Origin of the sequence: Teredinibacter sp. KSP-S5-2, from assembly GCF_032773895.1 — a bacterium.
GTDB lineage: Bacteria > Pseudomonadota > Gammaproteobacteria > Pseudomonadales > Cellvibrionaceae.
In genome coordinates this window covers 4,123,908-4,140,901 of sequence record NZ_CP120416.1, presented here as the reverse complement: position 1 = coordinate 4,140,901, position 16,994 = coordinate 4,123,908, and the positions used below count along the sequence as shown (strand labels likewise).

At 44.1% G+C, this 16,994-nt stretch carries 13 protein-coding genes; 7 read left to right on the top strand and 6 right to left on the bottom strand.

Annotated elements, in window-relative coordinates:
* The first annotated feature begins 30 nt into the window (after positions 1-30).
* Positions 31-1,227: a methyltransferase gene (locus P5V12_RS17530; protein WP_316954393.1), complete on the top strand. Its 1,197-nt coding sequence runs from the start codon at positions 31-33 to the stop codon at positions 1,225-1,227.
* A gap of 8 nt (positions 1,228-1,235) precedes the next feature.
* A complete protein-coding gene (locus P5V12_RS17525) occupies positions 1,236-1,952 on the top strand; it encodes a tRNA-uridine aminocarboxypropyltransferase (RefSeq protein ID WP_316954392.1) in 717 nt (238 codons plus the stop codon).
* A 157-nt stretch (positions 1,953-2,109) separates the two neighbouring features.
* On the opposite strand, the gene P5V12_RS17520 is transcribed toward P5V12_RS17525, so the two are convergent.
* A complete protein-coding gene (locus tag P5V12_RS17520) occupies positions 2,110-2,655 on the bottom strand; it encodes a fibronectin type III domain-containing protein (protein ID WP_316954391.1) in 546 nt (181 codons plus the stop codon).
* Positions 2,656-3,638: 983 nt separating this feature from the next.
* Here P5V12_RS17520 and P5V12_RS17515 point away from each other — a divergent pair.
* Complete coding sequence (locus tag P5V12_RS17515; protein ID WP_316954390.1) at positions 3,639-5,735, top strand: hypothetical protein; 2,097 nt, start codon at positions 3,639-3,641, stop codon at positions 5,733-5,735.
* Positions 5,736-5,802: 67 nt separating this feature from the next.
* Here the strand turns inward: P5V12_RS17515 and P5V12_RS17510 are convergent, their stop codons facing one another.
* On the bottom strand, positions 5,803-6,537 hold the full coding sequence (locus P5V12_RS17510) for a helix-turn-helix transcriptional regulator (protein WP_316954389.1): 735 nt from the start codon (positions 6,535-6,537) through the stop codon (positions 5,803-5,805).
* A 149-nt stretch (positions 6,538-6,686) separates the two neighbouring features.
* On the opposite strand from P5V12_RS17510, the gene P5V12_RS17505 reads away from it, so the two are divergent.
* Positions 6,687-10,136, top strand: coding sequence for an acyl-[ACP]--phospholipid O-acyltransferase (locus tag P5V12_RS17505; RefSeq protein WP_316954388.1), 3,450 nt, complete (start codon positions 6,687-6,689; stop codon positions 10,134-10,136).
* A 239-nt stretch (positions 10,137-10,375) separates the two neighbouring features.
* Here P5V12_RS17505 and ahpF read toward each other — a convergent pair whose 3' ends face one another.
* Together ahpF and ahpC are read right to left on the bottom strand one after the other, a co-directional pair.
* Positions 10,376-11,935, bottom strand: coding sequence for an alkyl hydroperoxide reductase subunit F (gene ahpF / locus P5V12_RS17500; RefSeq protein ID WP_316954387.1), 1,560 nt, complete (start codon positions 11,933-11,935; stop codon positions 10,376-10,378).
* Between the two features lie 57 nt (positions 11,936-11,992).
* The gene (gene ahpC / locus P5V12_RS17495; RefSeq protein ID WP_316954386.1) at positions 11,993-12,556 is read right to left on the bottom strand and encodes an alkyl hydroperoxide reductase subunit C; all 564 of its coding nucleotides are present in this window, start codon (positions 12,554-12,556) and stop codon (positions 11,993-11,995) included.
* A gap of 159 nt (positions 12,557-12,715) precedes the next feature.
* Here ahpC and P5V12_RS17490 point away from each other — a divergent pair, with 159 nt between their 5' ends.
* Together P5V12_RS17490 and P5V12_RS17485 are read left to right on the top strand one after the other, a co-directional pair.
* Positions 12,716-13,636 carry a hydrogen peroxide-inducible genes activator gene (locus P5V12_RS17490; protein ID WP_316954385.1) on the top strand — a complete coding sequence of 307 codons (921 nt, stop codon included), beginning with the start codon at positions 12,716-12,718 and terminating at the stop codon, positions 13,634-13,636.
* A gap of 87 nt (positions 13,637-13,723) precedes the next feature.
* The gene (locus tag P5V12_RS17485) at positions 13,724-13,867 is read left to right on the top strand and encodes a hypothetical protein (RefSeq protein WP_316954384.1); all 144 of its coding nucleotides are present in this window, start codon (positions 13,724-13,726) and stop codon (positions 13,865-13,867) included.
* A 79-nt stretch (positions 13,868-13,946) separates the two neighbouring features.
* Here the strand turns inward: P5V12_RS17485 and P5V12_RS17480 are convergent, their stop codons facing one another.
* The gene (locus P5V12_RS17480; RefSeq protein WP_316954383.1) at positions 13,947-15,776 is read right to left on the bottom strand and encodes an ABC transporter ATP-binding protein; all 1,830 of its coding nucleotides are present in this window, start codon (positions 15,774-15,776) and stop codon (positions 13,947-13,949) included.
* 123 nt (positions 15,777-15,899) lie between these two features.
* Here P5V12_RS17480 and P5V12_RS17475 point away from each other — a divergent pair, with 123 nt between their 5' ends.
* On the top strand, positions 15,900-16,325 hold the full coding sequence (locus tag P5V12_RS17475; RefSeq protein ID WP_316954382.1) for a secondary thiamine-phosphate synthase enzyme YjbQ: 426 nt from the start codon (positions 15,900-15,902) through the stop codon (positions 16,323-16,325).
* Here the strand turns inward: P5V12_RS17475 and P5V12_RS17470 are convergent.
* Positions 16,225-16,716, bottom strand: coding sequence for a hypothetical protein (locus P5V12_RS17470; RefSeq protein WP_316954381.1), 492 nt, complete (start codon positions 16,714-16,716; stop codon positions 16,225-16,227). The two genes, P5V12_RS17475 and P5V12_RS17470, sit on opposite strands and share 101 nt — an antisense overlap.
* Positions 16,717-16,994: the final 278 nt, after the last annotated feature.

Sequence of the window (16,994 nt, the reverse complement as noted above, 5' to 3'; positions counted from 1 at the left end):
CATAGGATTTACTGTCGAACCCACACCTTTATGCCGTTTAAAGCCCACTTCTTAGCACTTACCGAGAGTTTACGTTTCCTTGAATCATTTTGGCGGGAGTCCTCATTTTATTGTTTTAACATGCAATGGCGGGAAGATTTTCCGAAACTGAATGACGCGCTTTTTTCTATGGATGATGCGACTTTTAGGAAGATGGATCAATTGCCTGAAGTCTTAGCCCCGTTCTTAAGTCAGCATATACCTGGGTATGATAATGTAATCCGATTAACTGAAGTGGCGGCGTTGAATCATCGAGTAACGATAAATCCCAGATTGCAGGTCGATGTTCCAGGGCGAAAGTGGTCGCAAATTGAATCCTTTATTGGTGCTTTACCTGTTGTCCCCTCAACAAAAAACAAAACGGTGGTGGATTGGTGTTCCGGTAAATCGTATCTGGGGCGTGCGGTGGCAAATTATTGGGGAAGTAAATTACATGCGGTCGAATGTCAACAGGCGCTATGTGAAAGCGGACGAGCATTGGCGTCACCCTGGGTCGAGTCGGTTCAGTTCAGCCAAAAAGATGTATTAAAAGATTACCATGATTTTCTGTCGTCTGATTTTGTCGTGGCGCTACATGCATGCGGTGATCTCCATCGATCGCTACTAAGGCAATGGCGACAAAGTAATGCTACTCACTTGGTCTTGGCGCCCTGTTGTTATCATCAATGGTTTAAGGGCAATTACGTTCCCCTATCTGAAACTGCACAAAGCAATAATTTGGTATTAACAAGAAACCAGGTTCGTCTTGCTGTGCAAGAAATGGTAACGTCTTCTTCCCGTGTGCGCAGTCAGGTTGCGTTATTGGGGCAATGGCGAATGGCATTTGATTTAGTGCAACGAGATATTCGAGGAGTGGATGAATATCTGTCTACGGTGTCTTTACCTTTTTCTAGTGTTAAAAAAGGTGCGGAATTTGTTATTCGTACTCTGGCTGAGCGTAAATCTATAATTATTCCGCCGAATTTTGATTTTCAACCATATTTAATTCGTGCAGAAAAACGCTATGCTGAGTTTCAGCGTTTGCAACTTGTTGCACACGGGTTTAGACGTGCATTGGAATTGTGGTTAGTTTTGGATTTGGTTTTATTTTTAGAAGAAGGTGGTTGTGAGGTTGAACTCGCGAGCTTCTGCTCGCGTGATATTACACCGAGAAACCTTCGTATTTGTGCAACGCGTAAGGCGATGTAATTCTTATCATGTACTCAAATAATTATACCCTCTTAAGGGAGCTGGAATTAAAAAAGTCGACCAAACCTTTTCTGGCAAAAGGGAAAAGTGTTAAACGTTGTGCAGCTTGTCAAATGGCGGAAAAAGTCTGCATTTGTGCATGGCGTCCGCAGGCGAGTTGTAATCTCGACTTTGTTTTACTTATGCACAGACTTGAGCTTTTTAAACCGACAAATACAGGGCGTCTAATTGCGGATGTTTTTCCCGAAAGTAAGGTGTATTTATGGAATCGATGTGAGCCAGAGTCAGGTTTACTCAAAATATTGAATGACCCGTTACGTGAATGTTTTATCGTTTTTCCATATCAGTCTTCAGTAGAGCGCAGTCGAAAGGTTGTTCAAAATATTCCAGTCTCAGATAAGAAAATCACACTGATCCTTTTGGATGGTTCCTGGAAACAATGTAGTCGAATGATAATGCTGAGCCGTTGGTTGGATAATGCTACCTGTTTGAGTTTGCCCGACACGTTGGTGAAGTCCTATTCGGTTCGAGATTCCGGGAAGTCTGATCGTTTTTCAACTGCTGAGGCCGCGGTCAGTTGTTTAACATTATCAGGAGAGATACAGGCTGCTGAGGTATTGCGGCACTATTTTAATGTGTTCAACCTGCACTATCTCGCCACCCGAGGTTGCTATCAACCCGTTTTAACGGAAAGTCATCAAGCTCTGCAACAATATATGGGGTAATTCATATGTTGCTGCCGATTCTGCCAAGTCCACAGCGGTAGGTTATTCTTTCGCATTCGGGGGTAAGTAAAATAAGAGAAAAAGTAGGCGGTGTAATTTAGAGAGAAACTAGGTGTAGGGGGGAGGAGAACGCGTCCTTGCGTATTCTGGTAAGAAGTTAAATCATTAAATTGGTAATCACTGGGGCGGAGTCTGCGCTATACAGGCTATTGCTGTCGTAGGCAACAATATAAAACTCATACTCACCTTGATCCAAGTCTGCAATCTCGTATTCGCTGATGGTTTGGTCGTTAACGGTAATTTCGGTGTAGTACATATCGCTGGTTTGTCGGTAGTAAATCACATAGCCACCGATCTCACCTAATCCTAAATCACTGCCATCTTCCCGGGTTGTTGGGATGTTCCAGCTAATAACAGCTGACACTTTAACTGGAGTTGGGTCAGTTGTTGTGGTGCTGTCGGTTGTAGTGGTGCTGTCGGTTGTTGTGGTGCCGCTATCAGTAGTTGTATCTCTATTGTGTCTGGAGTTGGAAGATGAGTTACCACCGCCACTTGCAGTGTCATTTTTGGGTTTGTAGTTAGTAGTCTCTGCAACCTTGCTGGTTTGGTCGCTAGCGGTGGCGCCTTCATCGCTTGAGCTGCCGCATGCGGCAAGAGAGAAGCTGATAATAAGAGCGGCGAGAAGCTTGAAGGATGTACTCATTTCTATAACCTCGAATAAATCTAGTACTTTCGTTGCATTATATTGATTGAATTTAGTAGTTCTTGAGTATTAGTTAACACTTTTCTGTATATTATTTGATCATTTTTAAAACTGTGAGTTAGATCTATGTGGGACTGTGACGCGTTTTTCCTCTTTTTGGGGGGAGAATTAGAAAATGCTTATAAGCAGAGAAAAAGTACTAGATTTGTGTGTTTTTATAACTTTAAGCTAATGGAAAGGCTGAGTATTCACCGCTATCAGTCGACCAGAGGGTGTTTTTGAATCTTGAGTTTCGTCCGCCCCAGTGTGGGCATGCCCAAAAGCTCGGAGAAGTGGAAAGAGGGATTTTTTGCCCTGGGAACATGGGCTTATTCTAAGAAGTAAGGGGCCTGTTGCGTGAAAGCTGGTATCTGTATTAGTTGCGGCACCAGATAAGACAATCGCTCATTATTTACCCCTGATTTTTATATTTAAGGATTTGCCGCTTTCCCGTTCTTGTGTTTTTGCTTTACCTAACACCTCTCTTGTTCACAAATCCACGTACTTTTTAAATCTCGAAGCCTGGCTTGTGTTGGCTAAATGTTTGTTATGTTTCTAAAGGAAAAATGGTAAGAATGTTAAGTGCTAAGGCTATCAGTAATGATTATTCTGAAATGTTGGTCTGTTACTTTTTTTAACAGTTTTCTTCTTTTCAATAATGCCTTTAGCTATAAGGTAGTATTTGATTTTTCTTTGATTGCAAAACTTTTAATGTGGCGTGAAACATCAACTGTTATTTTTTAATCTTTTTTGATCAAGATTTTTCTTCTTAAAAAATAATTGGTTCAATTTTTTGGTTTCCAAATAATTTTTATGGGGCAAAAAATTCCAATTTGGCGTAATAATTTTTTTAACAAAAAATTAATTTTCATTCCAGGTAGTGGAGCTTCAAACCTTGTCTACACTTTGCCTACTTTTAACCAATAAAGGGAAAGGTGATGGAAGTGTCTGTTAAAAAAATAAATCGTTTTACTGTGGTCGCTTGCTTGGCTGTGGGTGCATTGTTTGCAACGTCAGGTAGTTATGGTGGCGATACAATCAACGCCGGGTGTATGCAGGACCTGGCTGGCTTCACCACAAACTGTACTGCAAATGATGTAGCCATTTCTGGTGTGGCAACCAATCCCGATGGAACGCATCAGCTGACTATTCATGATGACGGCTGTGCTTATCAGGGCGATACTGTTACGTTTACTGCAACTTTCGATTTGGAAGTGACGGCAAAAGAGCGCCATGATATCGGCATATATTTCGCAACGGATGGCGACTTAAATGGTGACGGCGCAGTGTCGGGTAGTTGTAGTGTGTCGACTTTAGATTATCAGCCTGACCCTCCTTGGCTTGATTTGGACGGGACGACAGATCCATTTCCGGGCACAAATATTATTTCCAATGTACAAGATACCTGTGGCGACATTGATAAACCTGGACATAACCCATTACATCCAACAGTGACATTAACTGCGGTGTGTAAAGATGATGACAATGACGGTTTTTTGAATTTGCCTAATTGTACTAGCTGGCGACAAAGCGGCGCCAACGAATTGTGTACCAGCCCGTTAGACGCTTTCCCTGGTGCGCCATCAAAATGTCGATGTGACGAAGGGTTTAATGTTCCTATCTCTGTCCCACCTGCGCAGTTAAAAGTTGTAAAAACAGCGTCGCCGACTTCTCTCGTTGAACCCGGTGGTGTGGTGACATTTACAGTGAGTACAACGAATACTGGTGTTGACCCAAATAATGGTGTCACCATTAATGCCATAATGGACAGTATTTACGGTGATGTGACGACTTCCGGTCACGATAATATTATCAGTACGACATGTTCTGTTCCCCAGTTTGTTCCTGTTGATGACGGAAATGTCGGTGGCGTAGACACTTATACATGCAGCTTCCAGGTCAACCTTTCCGGTAACGCGGGTGACACCGAAACAAATATTGTTACCTCATCTGGTACGGATACGCACGGAAATGCCATTAGCGGGCAGGACGATGCAACAGTCACTATAACGGATGAGTTGCCCAGCATTTCGGTTACTAAAACGCCTTCGGTAAATGAAGTACTTGAGCCCGGTGGAAACGTGACCTTCTCGGTATCCGTTACCAATACCAGTCTGGCATCGAGTGATACGGTGATCATTTCTTTGTTAACCGATTCTATTTACGGTGATTTAAATGGTAAGGGAACCTGTAGCGCGCCCCAAACCATTGCTCCGGGGGCAACCTACAACTGTAGCTTTACTGAGTTTGTTGCCGGAAATGCCGGTTATACCGAAACGGATGTGGTCACCGCGTCGGGTGCGGATGATGAGGGAAATGCTGTTTCCGATTCGGATTCTGCCACCGTTGTTGTAAATGATGTGCCATCCAGTATTTCTGTTGTGAAAGTGGCAGATCCGATTGTGCTGCCTGAACCTGGCGGTAACGTTACCTTTAGCGTTTTGGTCAGCAATGGTTCGGCAGTGGATACCGTCATCATTAATTCATTGGTTGATGATATTCATGGTGATTTGAATGGTCAGGGTAATTGTCTCGTGCCGCAAACATTATTACCGGGTGAATCTTATTCCTGTAGTTTTATGGTGTTTGTCGCAGGCGATGCCAATACGTCTGAAACCGATGTGGTGACAGCAACAGGAACTGACGACGATAGCAATGTGTTAATGGCTGCAGACGATGCAACGGTAGATTTTGAAAACGTTGCGCCGGCAGCGACGGTCACCAAAACAGCAACGTCCGCAACGGTGACTTATCAAGTGTCAGTACGGAATGATTCTTCCGCAGAGTCTTTAAACCTGAATCAACTGATGGATAACATGTTTGGTGATATTACCCAGGTGCAGGGGGCTGTGGTGAGTACGACCTGTGTTGTTCCGCAAGTGTTAGCGATCAGTGGACAAGCAAACGATACCTATAGTTGTTCGTTTGATGCCTTGGTGGGGTCGAGTCCACATACTAATACTGTTACTGCAACGGTCGGCGACAATGATGGTTCGACCGCTGTGACGCCAAGCGATAGTGCAACAGTAACTTTGGAATAAAAGGGGTAAAGGGTTAGTCTGATGGCTTTCGGGCTAACCCTTTTTTATCACTTAAGTTCGACTCAATTTACTGTTTTAAATATTTTCTAAACGGCTCGTACTGCCATCTTCGAATCGCCACAACCATGGTGTTACCGTGTTTTTCGTGGGGTGGTAATGGGGCATCTTGTTGTAACAGGCCATTAAACTCTTTGGCCAATATTCGAATTTTCTTTTGCATCTCACTATTTGATGATTTGGAAAAAATCCCGTTTAATACCAATAGCATTTCCTCATCATTTTCAAAACGGGATTGAAAAAATTCCTGCTGGACTCGTTCGAGAAAAAAACGTTGAATGGGACCGTTGGGACGCCAGCGGAAGTTCGGTGCAATGAGTAGTTTAATTCGATTGCCGGGTAGGAGTTCGATGAGTTTGATTCTGTCCAGTTTTGCCAGCATTTGAATAAGCTCATGCTCGCTGAAGGTGAACTGGTCCATAAGTTCGTCGAAGTTATAGCCGTTGATGACCGACAGCGCCACCATAAGCAGCGGCAAGTCTTCTACAATATCTTTTTCCTGATGTTCTTCCAGTTGCCGTAGTTGAGGTTGCTCAACTTCCATGTGTGTCACTATATCGGCAACGGTTAAGTCGATCATCTCGCAAACGCTTTCGAAGCGCTGTAGGCTAAAGCTTTCATCTGCAAACAACCTCTTTACGGATGCCTCGCTTAGTTCGAGCCATTGGGCGACATCGCTATAGGTTTTGCCGTGTGCTTTAAGTTGCTTTTTGAGGGTGCTATGGAGAGAAGATGATTGTTTCATGGCAGGATCTCAATAGGCATAATGGCCTGATGGTATCAATATGTGGTACTTTGAGCAATGAAATCTAATTCTTTTGGTTTTTTGGTTGTTTATATTGCTGCCTTTGAGATGATGGCGCTATATGAAAAGAAATACAGGGATATGGAGCTATGCAAACATCACGATTTCAATCCGGGGCTATCGCATTTTTCGTTGCGGTCTTCCTGAATGCCTTTGTCGACCTTGGTCATAAAATCACCATACAAAACATTCTGTTTAAGGTCTATGACGGCCCAAATCAGGTAATTCTTACTGCCGTATTAAATGCCTTAATTTTGTTGCCCTTTATTTTGTTGTTCAGCCCGGCTGGGTTGCTGTCAGATAAAAAGCCTAAAACCGAAGTAATGAGGATCACGGCATGGGCTGGTGTCGGATTAACTATCGCCATTACCCTGTGTTATGCCGTCGGCTGGTTCTGGCTTGCCTTTGCCATGACATTCTTATTGGCTGTACAGTCGGCATTTTACTCACCAGCAAAATACGGCTTTATTAAATCCTTTTTTGGTAAAGAAAAGCTGGCCTCCGCAAACGGCAGTGTGCAAACCATATCGATTATCGCCATTTTGGCAGGCACGTTTATTTTCTCGATCTTATTTGAAGTGCTTTACCCGGAAGGAGTAACCGACAAACAGCAAATCATTCAGTTGCTTATCCCCATCGGTGCGCTGTTGGTAGTGAATGCAACACTTGAATTGATTATGGTTTATCTGTTGCCCACAGTGAGCGAGGAATTGTCGGATGAACCTTTTGACGCAAAACGGTTTTTGACAGGAAGAACCTTAAAGGCAGATTTAAAGCCGCTGTTTAGTCATCAGGTTATTTGGTTATCCGTGATTGGCTTATCTGTTTTTTGGGCGATAGGCCAAGTCATGCTCGCGGCATTTCCCAGTTTTGTTAAAGCTGAACTGCAAATCACCAACACCATTGTTATTCAGGCGATTCTCGCCGCGACAGGTATTGGTATTGCGTTAGGGGCTATGTTCGCCGGGCGGTTTTCTAAAGGGTACATCGAGACTGGACTGATTCCTCTCGGTGCCGTTGGTATTGCTATCGGTGTAGCGCTTATTCCCAGTATGTCCAGTGTGACAACCTTTGCCGGGTTGTTCTTTTTGGTTGGATTTATGGGGGGAATATTTATTGTTCCACTAAATGCGATTATTCAATTTCATGCCAAAGAATCTGAGTTAGGTCGCGTATTAGCCGGCAATAACTTATTCCAGAATATCTTCATGTTTAGCTTCCTGGTGTTAACCGCTGTGTTTTCTTTGGTTGGGCTGGAAAGTAAGCATCTGTTTTATATCACCGCTGTGGTTGCTGCTGTTGGGTGTTTTTATACCATTAAAAAACTGCCTCAGAGTTTGGTCCGTTTTGTTTTAACGTTAATTATGACTCGCCCGTACAAAGTTGTGGTTCAAGGAATGAAAGACATACCGGAAAAGGGTGGAGTATTGCTTCTGGGAAATCATATTAGTTGGGTTGATTGGGCCATAATTCAAATCGCTTACCCAAGGCAAGTCCATTTTGTGATGGCAAAAAGCATATACAGCAAATGGTACATAAAATGGTTTCTGGATTTCTTTGGTTGCATACCGATTGCGCCAGGTAAAAACAGTAAGAAATCGCTAGAACAGGTTGCTGAGTTGCTGAATGATGGAAAAGTGGTGTGCCTGTTTCCAGAAGGCATGATCAGTAAAAATGGTCACTTGGCGGAATTTAAACGCGGTTTTGAACAGGCGGCACAACAAGCTAACCCGGACGTTGTGATTCAACCTTTTTATCTGCGCGGTTTATGGGGGAGCCGTTTCTCGCGTGCTTCCGCCGGTTACAAGCGCAACCGTGTTTCGCCGCTACGTCGAGAGGTGATTGCTTCGTTCGGTAAACCTATGGATCGCTTATCAAATGCTTCTCAAGTTAAACAACGTGTATTCGATTTGTCGGTTCTGTCCTGGAATAACTTCGCTGAGCAGTTACCAACTATTACCCATGCCTGGGTAAATCAATGTAAATCCAGTAAATCATCCTTGTGTATGGCCGATGAAATAAGTGGCGAACTGTCTAACAGTAAGGCTTTAACTGGTGCGATTACGTTGGCGCAAAAAGTAAAAAGAATAAGTCATGAACAGAATGTTGGCGTTATGTTACCAACCAGTGTGCCAGGCATGCTAATGAATATGGCAGTGTTGCTGTGTGGTAAAACGGTGGTAAATCTAAATTACACCGCCAGTGCTCAAGCCGTTGAATCTGCCGTCGAGCAGGCTGAAATAAAAACAATTTATACGTCTAAACGTTTTGTTAATAAACTGGAGAAACGAGGGATTCAGCTAAACAGTGTGTTTGAAAAAGTAAACACGGTTTATCTGGAGGAGATGAGAGAGACAATATCGCCAGTTATGCGTATTGTGAATTTCTTGAGCGTTATTTTATTGCCAGGTTGGTTGTTGAAAATACTTTTCTGTCCTCGGCGAGATCCTGAATCTCTGGCGGCAATCCTTTTTTCCAGTGGGAGTGAAGGCGCCCCTAAAGGTGTTCAGCTCAGTCACAAAAATGTTATGGCAAATCTACGTCAGGTTGCCGATGTGCTTAATTCAGAAGGCGACGATGTCATTACCGCAAGCTTGCCGTTGTTCCATGCGTTTGGCATGACGGTCACGCAGTTTATGCCGCTGTTAGAGGGCATACCTGTGGTATGTCACCCTGACCCCACGGATGCATTAGGTTTGGGTAAATTGATTGCGAAATATGAAGCGACCGTGCTCTTTGGTACGTCAACCTTTTATCGAATCTATGCTAGAAATACCCGTTTGCATCCGTTGATGTTTAAGAGCCTGAAATTTATTGTATCCGGCGCTGAACGATTAGACCCGAAAGTCCGTCACGCATTTTCTGAAAAATTTAATAAATATATTCTGGAAGGCTATGGTGTGACTGAAACAACACCGGTTGCGGCGGTGAACCTGCCTGACCAGATGAATATGAGGGATTGGAGAGTGCAAAAAGGTGGTAAGCCCGGAACCGTAGGTATGCCTTTGCCGGGCACCAGTTTTAAAATTGTTGATCCAGAAACGTTTGAAGAGCTTCCTGCAGGAGAAGATGGCATGATCCTGATCGGGGGCGCACAGGTTATGAAGGGATATTTAAATAACCCGGAAAAGACAGAATCAGTGGTAAAAATAATTGATGGTATGCGTTGGTATGTTTCTGGAGATAAAGGAAACCTGGATGAAGATGGTTATTTAACGATTGTTGATCGCTACTCCCGTTTTGCCAAATTAGGTGGTGAAATGGTGAGTTTGAGTGAAGTGGAACGTTCAGCTCAAGACGCTTTCGATGAAGATGATTTGGAATTTGTGGCAGTGAACTTACCGGATGATAAAAAGGGAGAAAAAATTATTTTGCTTACGGATTCGGATAAAACTTTAGAGCAGGTGCGGGAAAAAATGTTACAGAATAAGTGTAATCCATTACATATTCCGTCCGCTATAGTGCGTGTTGAAGAAATGCCTAAGCTGGGCTCAGGCAAAACAGACTTTACAAAAGCCAAGGAACTGGCTGTCGGTTAAAATTAAGTGTTAATTAATGACAATGAGGTATATACCTGGACCGAAAAGCGAAAGCTTGGCGTTGCTGTTCAAAAACACTCAATTCATGGAAGAATTGAGTGAGCTACAGGGATGTATTTATGCGGTTTTTGAACAGCAACTGCGAGCTTTAATTGAGTACTTTTATCGGGTTGTAGTGAAGTAAAAACAGATACATAAAAAAGGCCACGTCTGTAATAGATCGTGGCCGAGTCGGGGTGTTATGCGTTCTTAATTAAGTAGTCAAATGCCGAGAGAGAAGCTTTCGCACCTTCACCCATCGCAATCACAATTTGCTTGTACGGCACTGTCGTGACATCACCGCAGGCAAAAATACCAGGCTCACTGGTCTCACCTTTCTCATTTACAATAACTTCACCATAGGGCGTGAGTTCCACTATGCCTTTGACAAATTGGCTATTGGGTACCAAACCAATCTGCACAAAGACGCCGGCTAAATGTTGTCTGTGAACTTCTTCCGTCTCTCTGTCCTGGTAATCAATCGCTGCCACCTTGCCGTTATCGGCAATAATTTCTTTAGTCGCAACATTCTTCAAAATTTTGATGTTGTCCCGAGCTTCCGCTTGGTTCACCAGAACTTTATCTGCTTTAAGCTCGGGCAAGAACTCAAATACGGTCACGGATTTTACGATCCCGGATAAATCCAATGCGGCTTCAATACCGGAGTTGCCGCCGCCAATTACTGCCACATCTTTACCTTTGAAGAACGGGCCGTCACAGTGTGGACAATAGGCAACACCATTGCCGATATTTTCTTTTTCTCCCGGCACACCAAGCTCACGCCATTTGGCTCCGGTAGCAATAATCAATGTTTTGGTTTCAATCACTTGGCCTGACGTTAAGGTTAATGTTTTTATATTACCTTTCTCAATGCTCTCCACCTGGAAGTGTTCGCGAACGGTAATATCGTATTCTCGTAAGTGCCCATGCAATGCGTTGGTTAACTGTGGGCCTGTTGTTTTGGGAACGGAAATCAGGTTTTCAATTCCCATGGTATCTTTTACCTGACCGCCGATTCGGTCTGCCACAACGGTGACTTTTAAACCTTTACGTGCGGCATAAATTGCAGCAGCAACACCAGCCGGACCACCACCCACCACAGTGACATCTTGCACAGGCAGTTTTTCCTGTTTAGTTGAACTGCTGGCAATTTCAGGGTACTTCTCTACCAGCTTTTCAATAATTTTTGCCGTGTCGATTTTACCATTGGCAAATACTTCGCCATTGAGGTAAACCGAAGGCACACCTTGAATATTTCTTTCTTCAATTAATTCAGGGAATACGCCACCATCAATCATCTCAGCAGAAATATTCGGGTTGATTACAGCAAACTGGTTGAGTGTTTGCACAACATCCGGGCAGTTGTGACAACTTAGGCTGACAAATATTTCAAAATTCAAGGGTGTCTCAATTTGAGATACCATTTGTTTAACGGTGTCGTCCAACTTGATTTCTGTTCCCGATAATTGCAGTACCGCCAACACCAGGGAATTAAATTCGTGACCGCTGGGGATACCTGAAAACGAAATGCCGGTTGCTTCGCCGTCCGCTTCCAATACGAAGGTCATCGGACTCTTTACTGTTTCCCCCAGGTAGCGTTCCTCAAATATGATTTTGTCGGATACTGACGCAAAACTGGTTAGGAAGCTGGCGAGTTCCGAACGTTTTTCATGGTCTCCCAATTGCAACACCAAATTAATCGTCCGTGTCATATTGGCGGTATAAGATTTAAGAGCATCAAGAATATCTTGCGTTAGCATGGTTTATTTCCTATTAGTAAGCTGTGCTAGGGGCAGCGAACTGCCCCGTTTTGTTATTTAGATTTTGCCGACAAGGTCCAGGCTGGGTTTCAATGTTTCCTGGCCTTGTTCCCATGCCGCAGGACATACTTCACCATCGTGGCTGGCTACGTATTGCGCGGCTTTGACTTTGCGTACCATGTCTTTTGCCGAGCGACCAATCCCCAAATCGTGGATTTCAGCTACCTTGATTACGCCTTCTGGGTCTGCCAGGAAGGTTCCGCGAAGAGCCAAAGCTTCTTCTTCAATCATCACGTCGAAGCCGCGTGTAATGGTGCCGGTTGGGTCGCCAATCATTGGGTACTTGATTTTACCAATGGCTTCGCTGGTGTCATGCCATGCTTTATGCACAAAGTGGGTATCTGTTGATACGGAGTAGACTTCCACGCCCAGAGATTGCAACTCGTCGTAGTACTTCGCCATGTCTTCCAATTCAGTTGGGCAGACAAAGGTAAAGTCGGCTGGGTAGAACAAAAAGATCGACCATTTGCCTTTCACGTCATCGGAAGTAATAGTTTTGAATTCGCCGTTGTGAAACGCTTCAGCCTTAAACTCTGGGATTGTCTGATTGATTTTTGCCATGTCTCATTTCCTCTTGGGTTCAGTTTTTGATTCATTTAGTTCGGTGCGTTGACTGCTTGATTGCACCTGTTGAAAACATGAGTGCATGGTAAAGAGCTTGAATGATCTTTAAAATCGAATAAAATTGATTATGTCGTTCGATAAAATTGAAGGTGGACTATGATTACCCTCAAACAGCTTCATTACGCCCTGGCTGTAGATAAGACCAAGCACTTTAAGAAGGCGGCAGAGGCTTGCTCTGTATCTCAGTCAGCACTGAGTTCGGCAATCTCCGAGCTGGAGTCCCAGTTGGGCATACAGCTATTTGAGCGGGACAATAAAAGTGTCATGACCACGCCTATCGGTCAGTTGGTGCTGGAGAAGGCCCAGTCCATTCGTATGCAAGTGGATGAGTTGGCCTTGTTGGCTCAAAGCGAAAAGCAGCCGCTCTCCTACCCGATTTCAATGGGGGTGATTCCCACTATTGCCCCTTTTTTATTACCTGTGGTGCTTCCGGCCTTACGTGAACAGTACCCACAACTGCGGCTGACGATCATCGAAGAGCAATCCCATGTTCTGGTGGATATGGTGCGGCGAGGGGAATTGGATACGGCTGTGTTGGCGCTACCTTATGCCTTAGATGGCTTACACGCTTTTGAATTCTGGCAAGAAGATTTTTATCTTATATGCCATCACGACTTGCCCTATGCCGAGGCAGATGAACTACGTAGCGATCAATTGGACCCTGGGTCATTATTGCTGCTTAAAGATGGCCACTGTTTAAAAGATCACGCCCTGGCAGCCTGTAAATTACAGCCGAGTACCAGTTCGGAAGCCTTGGCGGGTACCAGCTTGGGAACCCTGATTCATATGGTGGAAGGCAAAATGGGGAGTACGCTGGTGCCACATATGGCTTTGCCTCAAATATTAAAAGAGCACTCGGCCTTGCGAGCAGTTCATCTAAATGAGCCAGGCCCTCATCGAAAGATCGCATTTATTACGCGCTTGAATTATGCCGGTGTGAATAATATTCAGTTATTGATGAAGTTGTTCCGCGCCCAATTGGATGAACATCTAGGTGTGATTCGAGCGAAAGTTTAACAAAATCGATTTACTCATTCATTTTTTTTCAATTTACAGACATTTAACTGACTGACATTCTGTCGGCCAGCTGATGGAGGAAAGAATATGAAACGAGTAAATAAACCCAGACGACAAAGTAGCGCTAAGCAGAAGGCTCAAAGTCATTCCGTAAAAGGGATGCAGTGTAACTACAGTAATAACTACTACGGAGATTTGGCATGCGTCGTTAAAAGTCGATTGCCTGCTTGAAGTAATATTTTCTGATTGATTAAGTTATTGGGTCTGTGGGGCGTATTGCGCCCCATTATTTTTTGTATTTTATTAAGCGTTAGTTTTCACCAAGGAAACCACCTGATTGGTGTGCCCACAACTGTGCGTAGGTTCCTTTTTGTTTAATCAATTCCTGGTGAGAACCCTGCTCTATAATATTGCCCTTGTCCATCACAATTAACCTATCCAAAGCCGCGATGGTGGACAGTCGGTGGGCAATGGCAATGACTGTTTTGCCTTCCATTAATTTATACAGGTTTTCCTGAATCGCGGTTTCCACTTCTGAATCCAGTGCGGAGGTGGCTTCATCCAAAATAAGAATTGGCGCATTTTTCAGTAATACCCGGGCTATTGCTATTCGCTGGCGTTGACCGCCAGAAAGCGTGACGCCACGTTCGCCGACATGTGCGTCGTAACCAGTTCTGCCTGATGGGTCGCTAAGGCCTAAAATAAATTCATGGGCTTTAGCCTGTTTTGCAGCTTCAATCATTTCTTCATCGGTTGCGTCCGGCTTGCCATATAAAATATTTTCTCGAACCGAGCGATGCAGAAGCGAAGTGTCCTGAGTCACCATCGCAATTTGTGCTCTGAGGCTTTCCTGTTGCACATCACTGACATTTTGTCCGTCAATGGTAACTGTGCCCTGTTCGACATCATAAAAACGGAGAAGCAGGTTTACCAATGTGGATTTCCCGGCACCGGATCGGCCAACCAAACCAATTTTCTCTCCAGGTTTAATATCAATATTCAAGTCGTCGATTACGCCACTTCCCTTGCCGTAGTGAAAACAAGCGTGGGTAAAACTAATGGCTCCCTGAGTTAATTGGATCGGGTTGGATTGTGGTGTATCTTGCACCTCTTTCGGCTGGGAAAGCGTATTCATGCCGTCTGTAGTCGTACCTATGCTTTCGAACAGGCCGGATATCTCCCACATTACCCATTGCGATATGCTGTACAAACGCAGTACTAAAGCAATGGCTGCGGCGATAGCTCCGGTTGTGATACTACCTTCCATCCACCGCCACACCGAAATAAAAACGGTTGAAGCAATCAGTCCCGCATTAGATAACCAGACAATTACATCCAAACCCGTGGCTAAACGCATCTGAGGGTAGACAGTTGTGAGGAAATTTTTCATTCCTTCTTTTGCGTAATTTTCCTCTCTGCGTGAATGAGAGAACAGTTTTACCGTTGAAATATTGGTGTAAGTATCGACGATTCTTCCAGTCATTTCAGAACGGGCATCGGCTTGTCGTTGAGCAATATTTTTAAGTCGGGGCAAAAAATAATACAAAATAGTGCAATAGGCGATGAGCCAGCCAATCAATGGTAGGGCCAGACGAAGATCGAGACTGGCGGCAAGCACTACCACACTGGAAAAGTAAATTAATATATACAGCAATACATCCAATAACTTCATTACGCTTTCACGAACGGATAGCGATGTTTGCATCACCTTGGTTGCAACACGTCCCGCAAATTCATGTTGATAAAAGCTCATGCTTTGCCCAAGCAAGTGGCGATGAGCTTGCCAGCGAATTCGCATTGGGAAATTACCAAGTAGGGTTTGATGAACAACCAATGAGCGGATTAACACGGAAATAGGTAAAAGAACTAATACCACCGTGCCATAGGTGACAAATAGTGAGCTATGTTCGCTGAGTAGTGTTTCGGGCTTGCTGCTATTGAGGATATCAATCAACTCCCCGAGAAAATCAAATAGGGAGACTTCCAATATCGCAATAGCACCGGTTAACAGTGCCATTAAAAACAAATATCTACCGGAGCCTTTGCAGTAATGTAGGCAAAATGCCACCAGGGAACTGGGTGGTTGTTCTGGATCATTGGACGGAAATGGAGCAACAAGTTTTTCAAAAAAGCCAAACATTAAGCTTTTTCCTTTAATTCTGTTAAAAGTGGAGACGAAGAGGGTGAGTCTGGGAATGATAATTTTTCCGGGGTAATTGTAGAGTGATATAGTAAGAAGTCACGATAAATTAAGGAGAAAAGTGTGATAGCTGTTTTGTCGGTGCCTGTTCGTTCACAAGGGTTGTTTAGTTTTACCCATCTTATTACACCTAGAGTCGATGAGTGGGCGAGTTCAGAGGGGAGAGAAAGCCGGGGTGAAGGTTTGTGCACGCTGTTTGTTCAGCATACTTCTGCAAGCTTAATCATTCAGGAGAATTATGACCCGTCTGCGCAACGTGATTTGGAGGCCTGGTTAAACCGGCTGGTGCCGGAGAATGACCCACTTTACACCCATACTCTGGAGGGGGCGGATGATATGCCTGCGCATATTAAGGCGACACTTACGGCTACAAGCTTGTCTATTCCGGTTATGGACGGACGTCTCGCTCTTGGGACGTGGCAGGGTGTGTATCTATGGGAGCATCGTCGTCATCCTGGGGAGCGACGTGTAGTGCTGCATATTCGTTAAGGAGCCGACGAGGGATTGGAGCTTCCAGCCACTCTTCGGCATCCTCTAGGGTGTAGAAAATCTCGACATCCCAGGGAAGGTTTTCACAGAGTAATTTGTACCAAGCGGCTAAAGCATTTCCGCTTCTATCACGATTTACGACTGTGGCAAGTTTGGCGTAAGGGCAGGTCTTGGTCATGCCTTTGTGGTAGGCAACTAACTGCTTGATCTCTTCCGCAGAGACATAAGAAAGCAACGCTTCCGTCCAATCCCCGATGATGTATTTCACATCATCAAAGCGAGGGTCGCCACTTTTCTTTAATGCGGTCTCTAAAAGCTCTTCTCCCGTCACTATGCCTGTGTATAGGGTGTAAAGCATTTCCGGATGAGACCAGTCGTCTTGAATCGCCACAAAAATGTCTCAAGTAAAACTCATCTGTAGGTAAATAGTAGCATTTACCCTGTAGTATGTGTTTATTAGAAAGTTCCTATTTATATTTAATATAGTGACTCAGTTGTTCGCAAGTTAATTTCAGTGTCATTTTGGAATGGAAGGCGGCTCGCTTATGTGAAAACGCGAGGATATAGACGTCTGATTTTGCTGGCCTACTGAGAAATACCACAACAGAGGTACTCCAATTACCAATATTTTTACTTAACCCTGATTTTTTAGAACAAAATTTAAAAAAA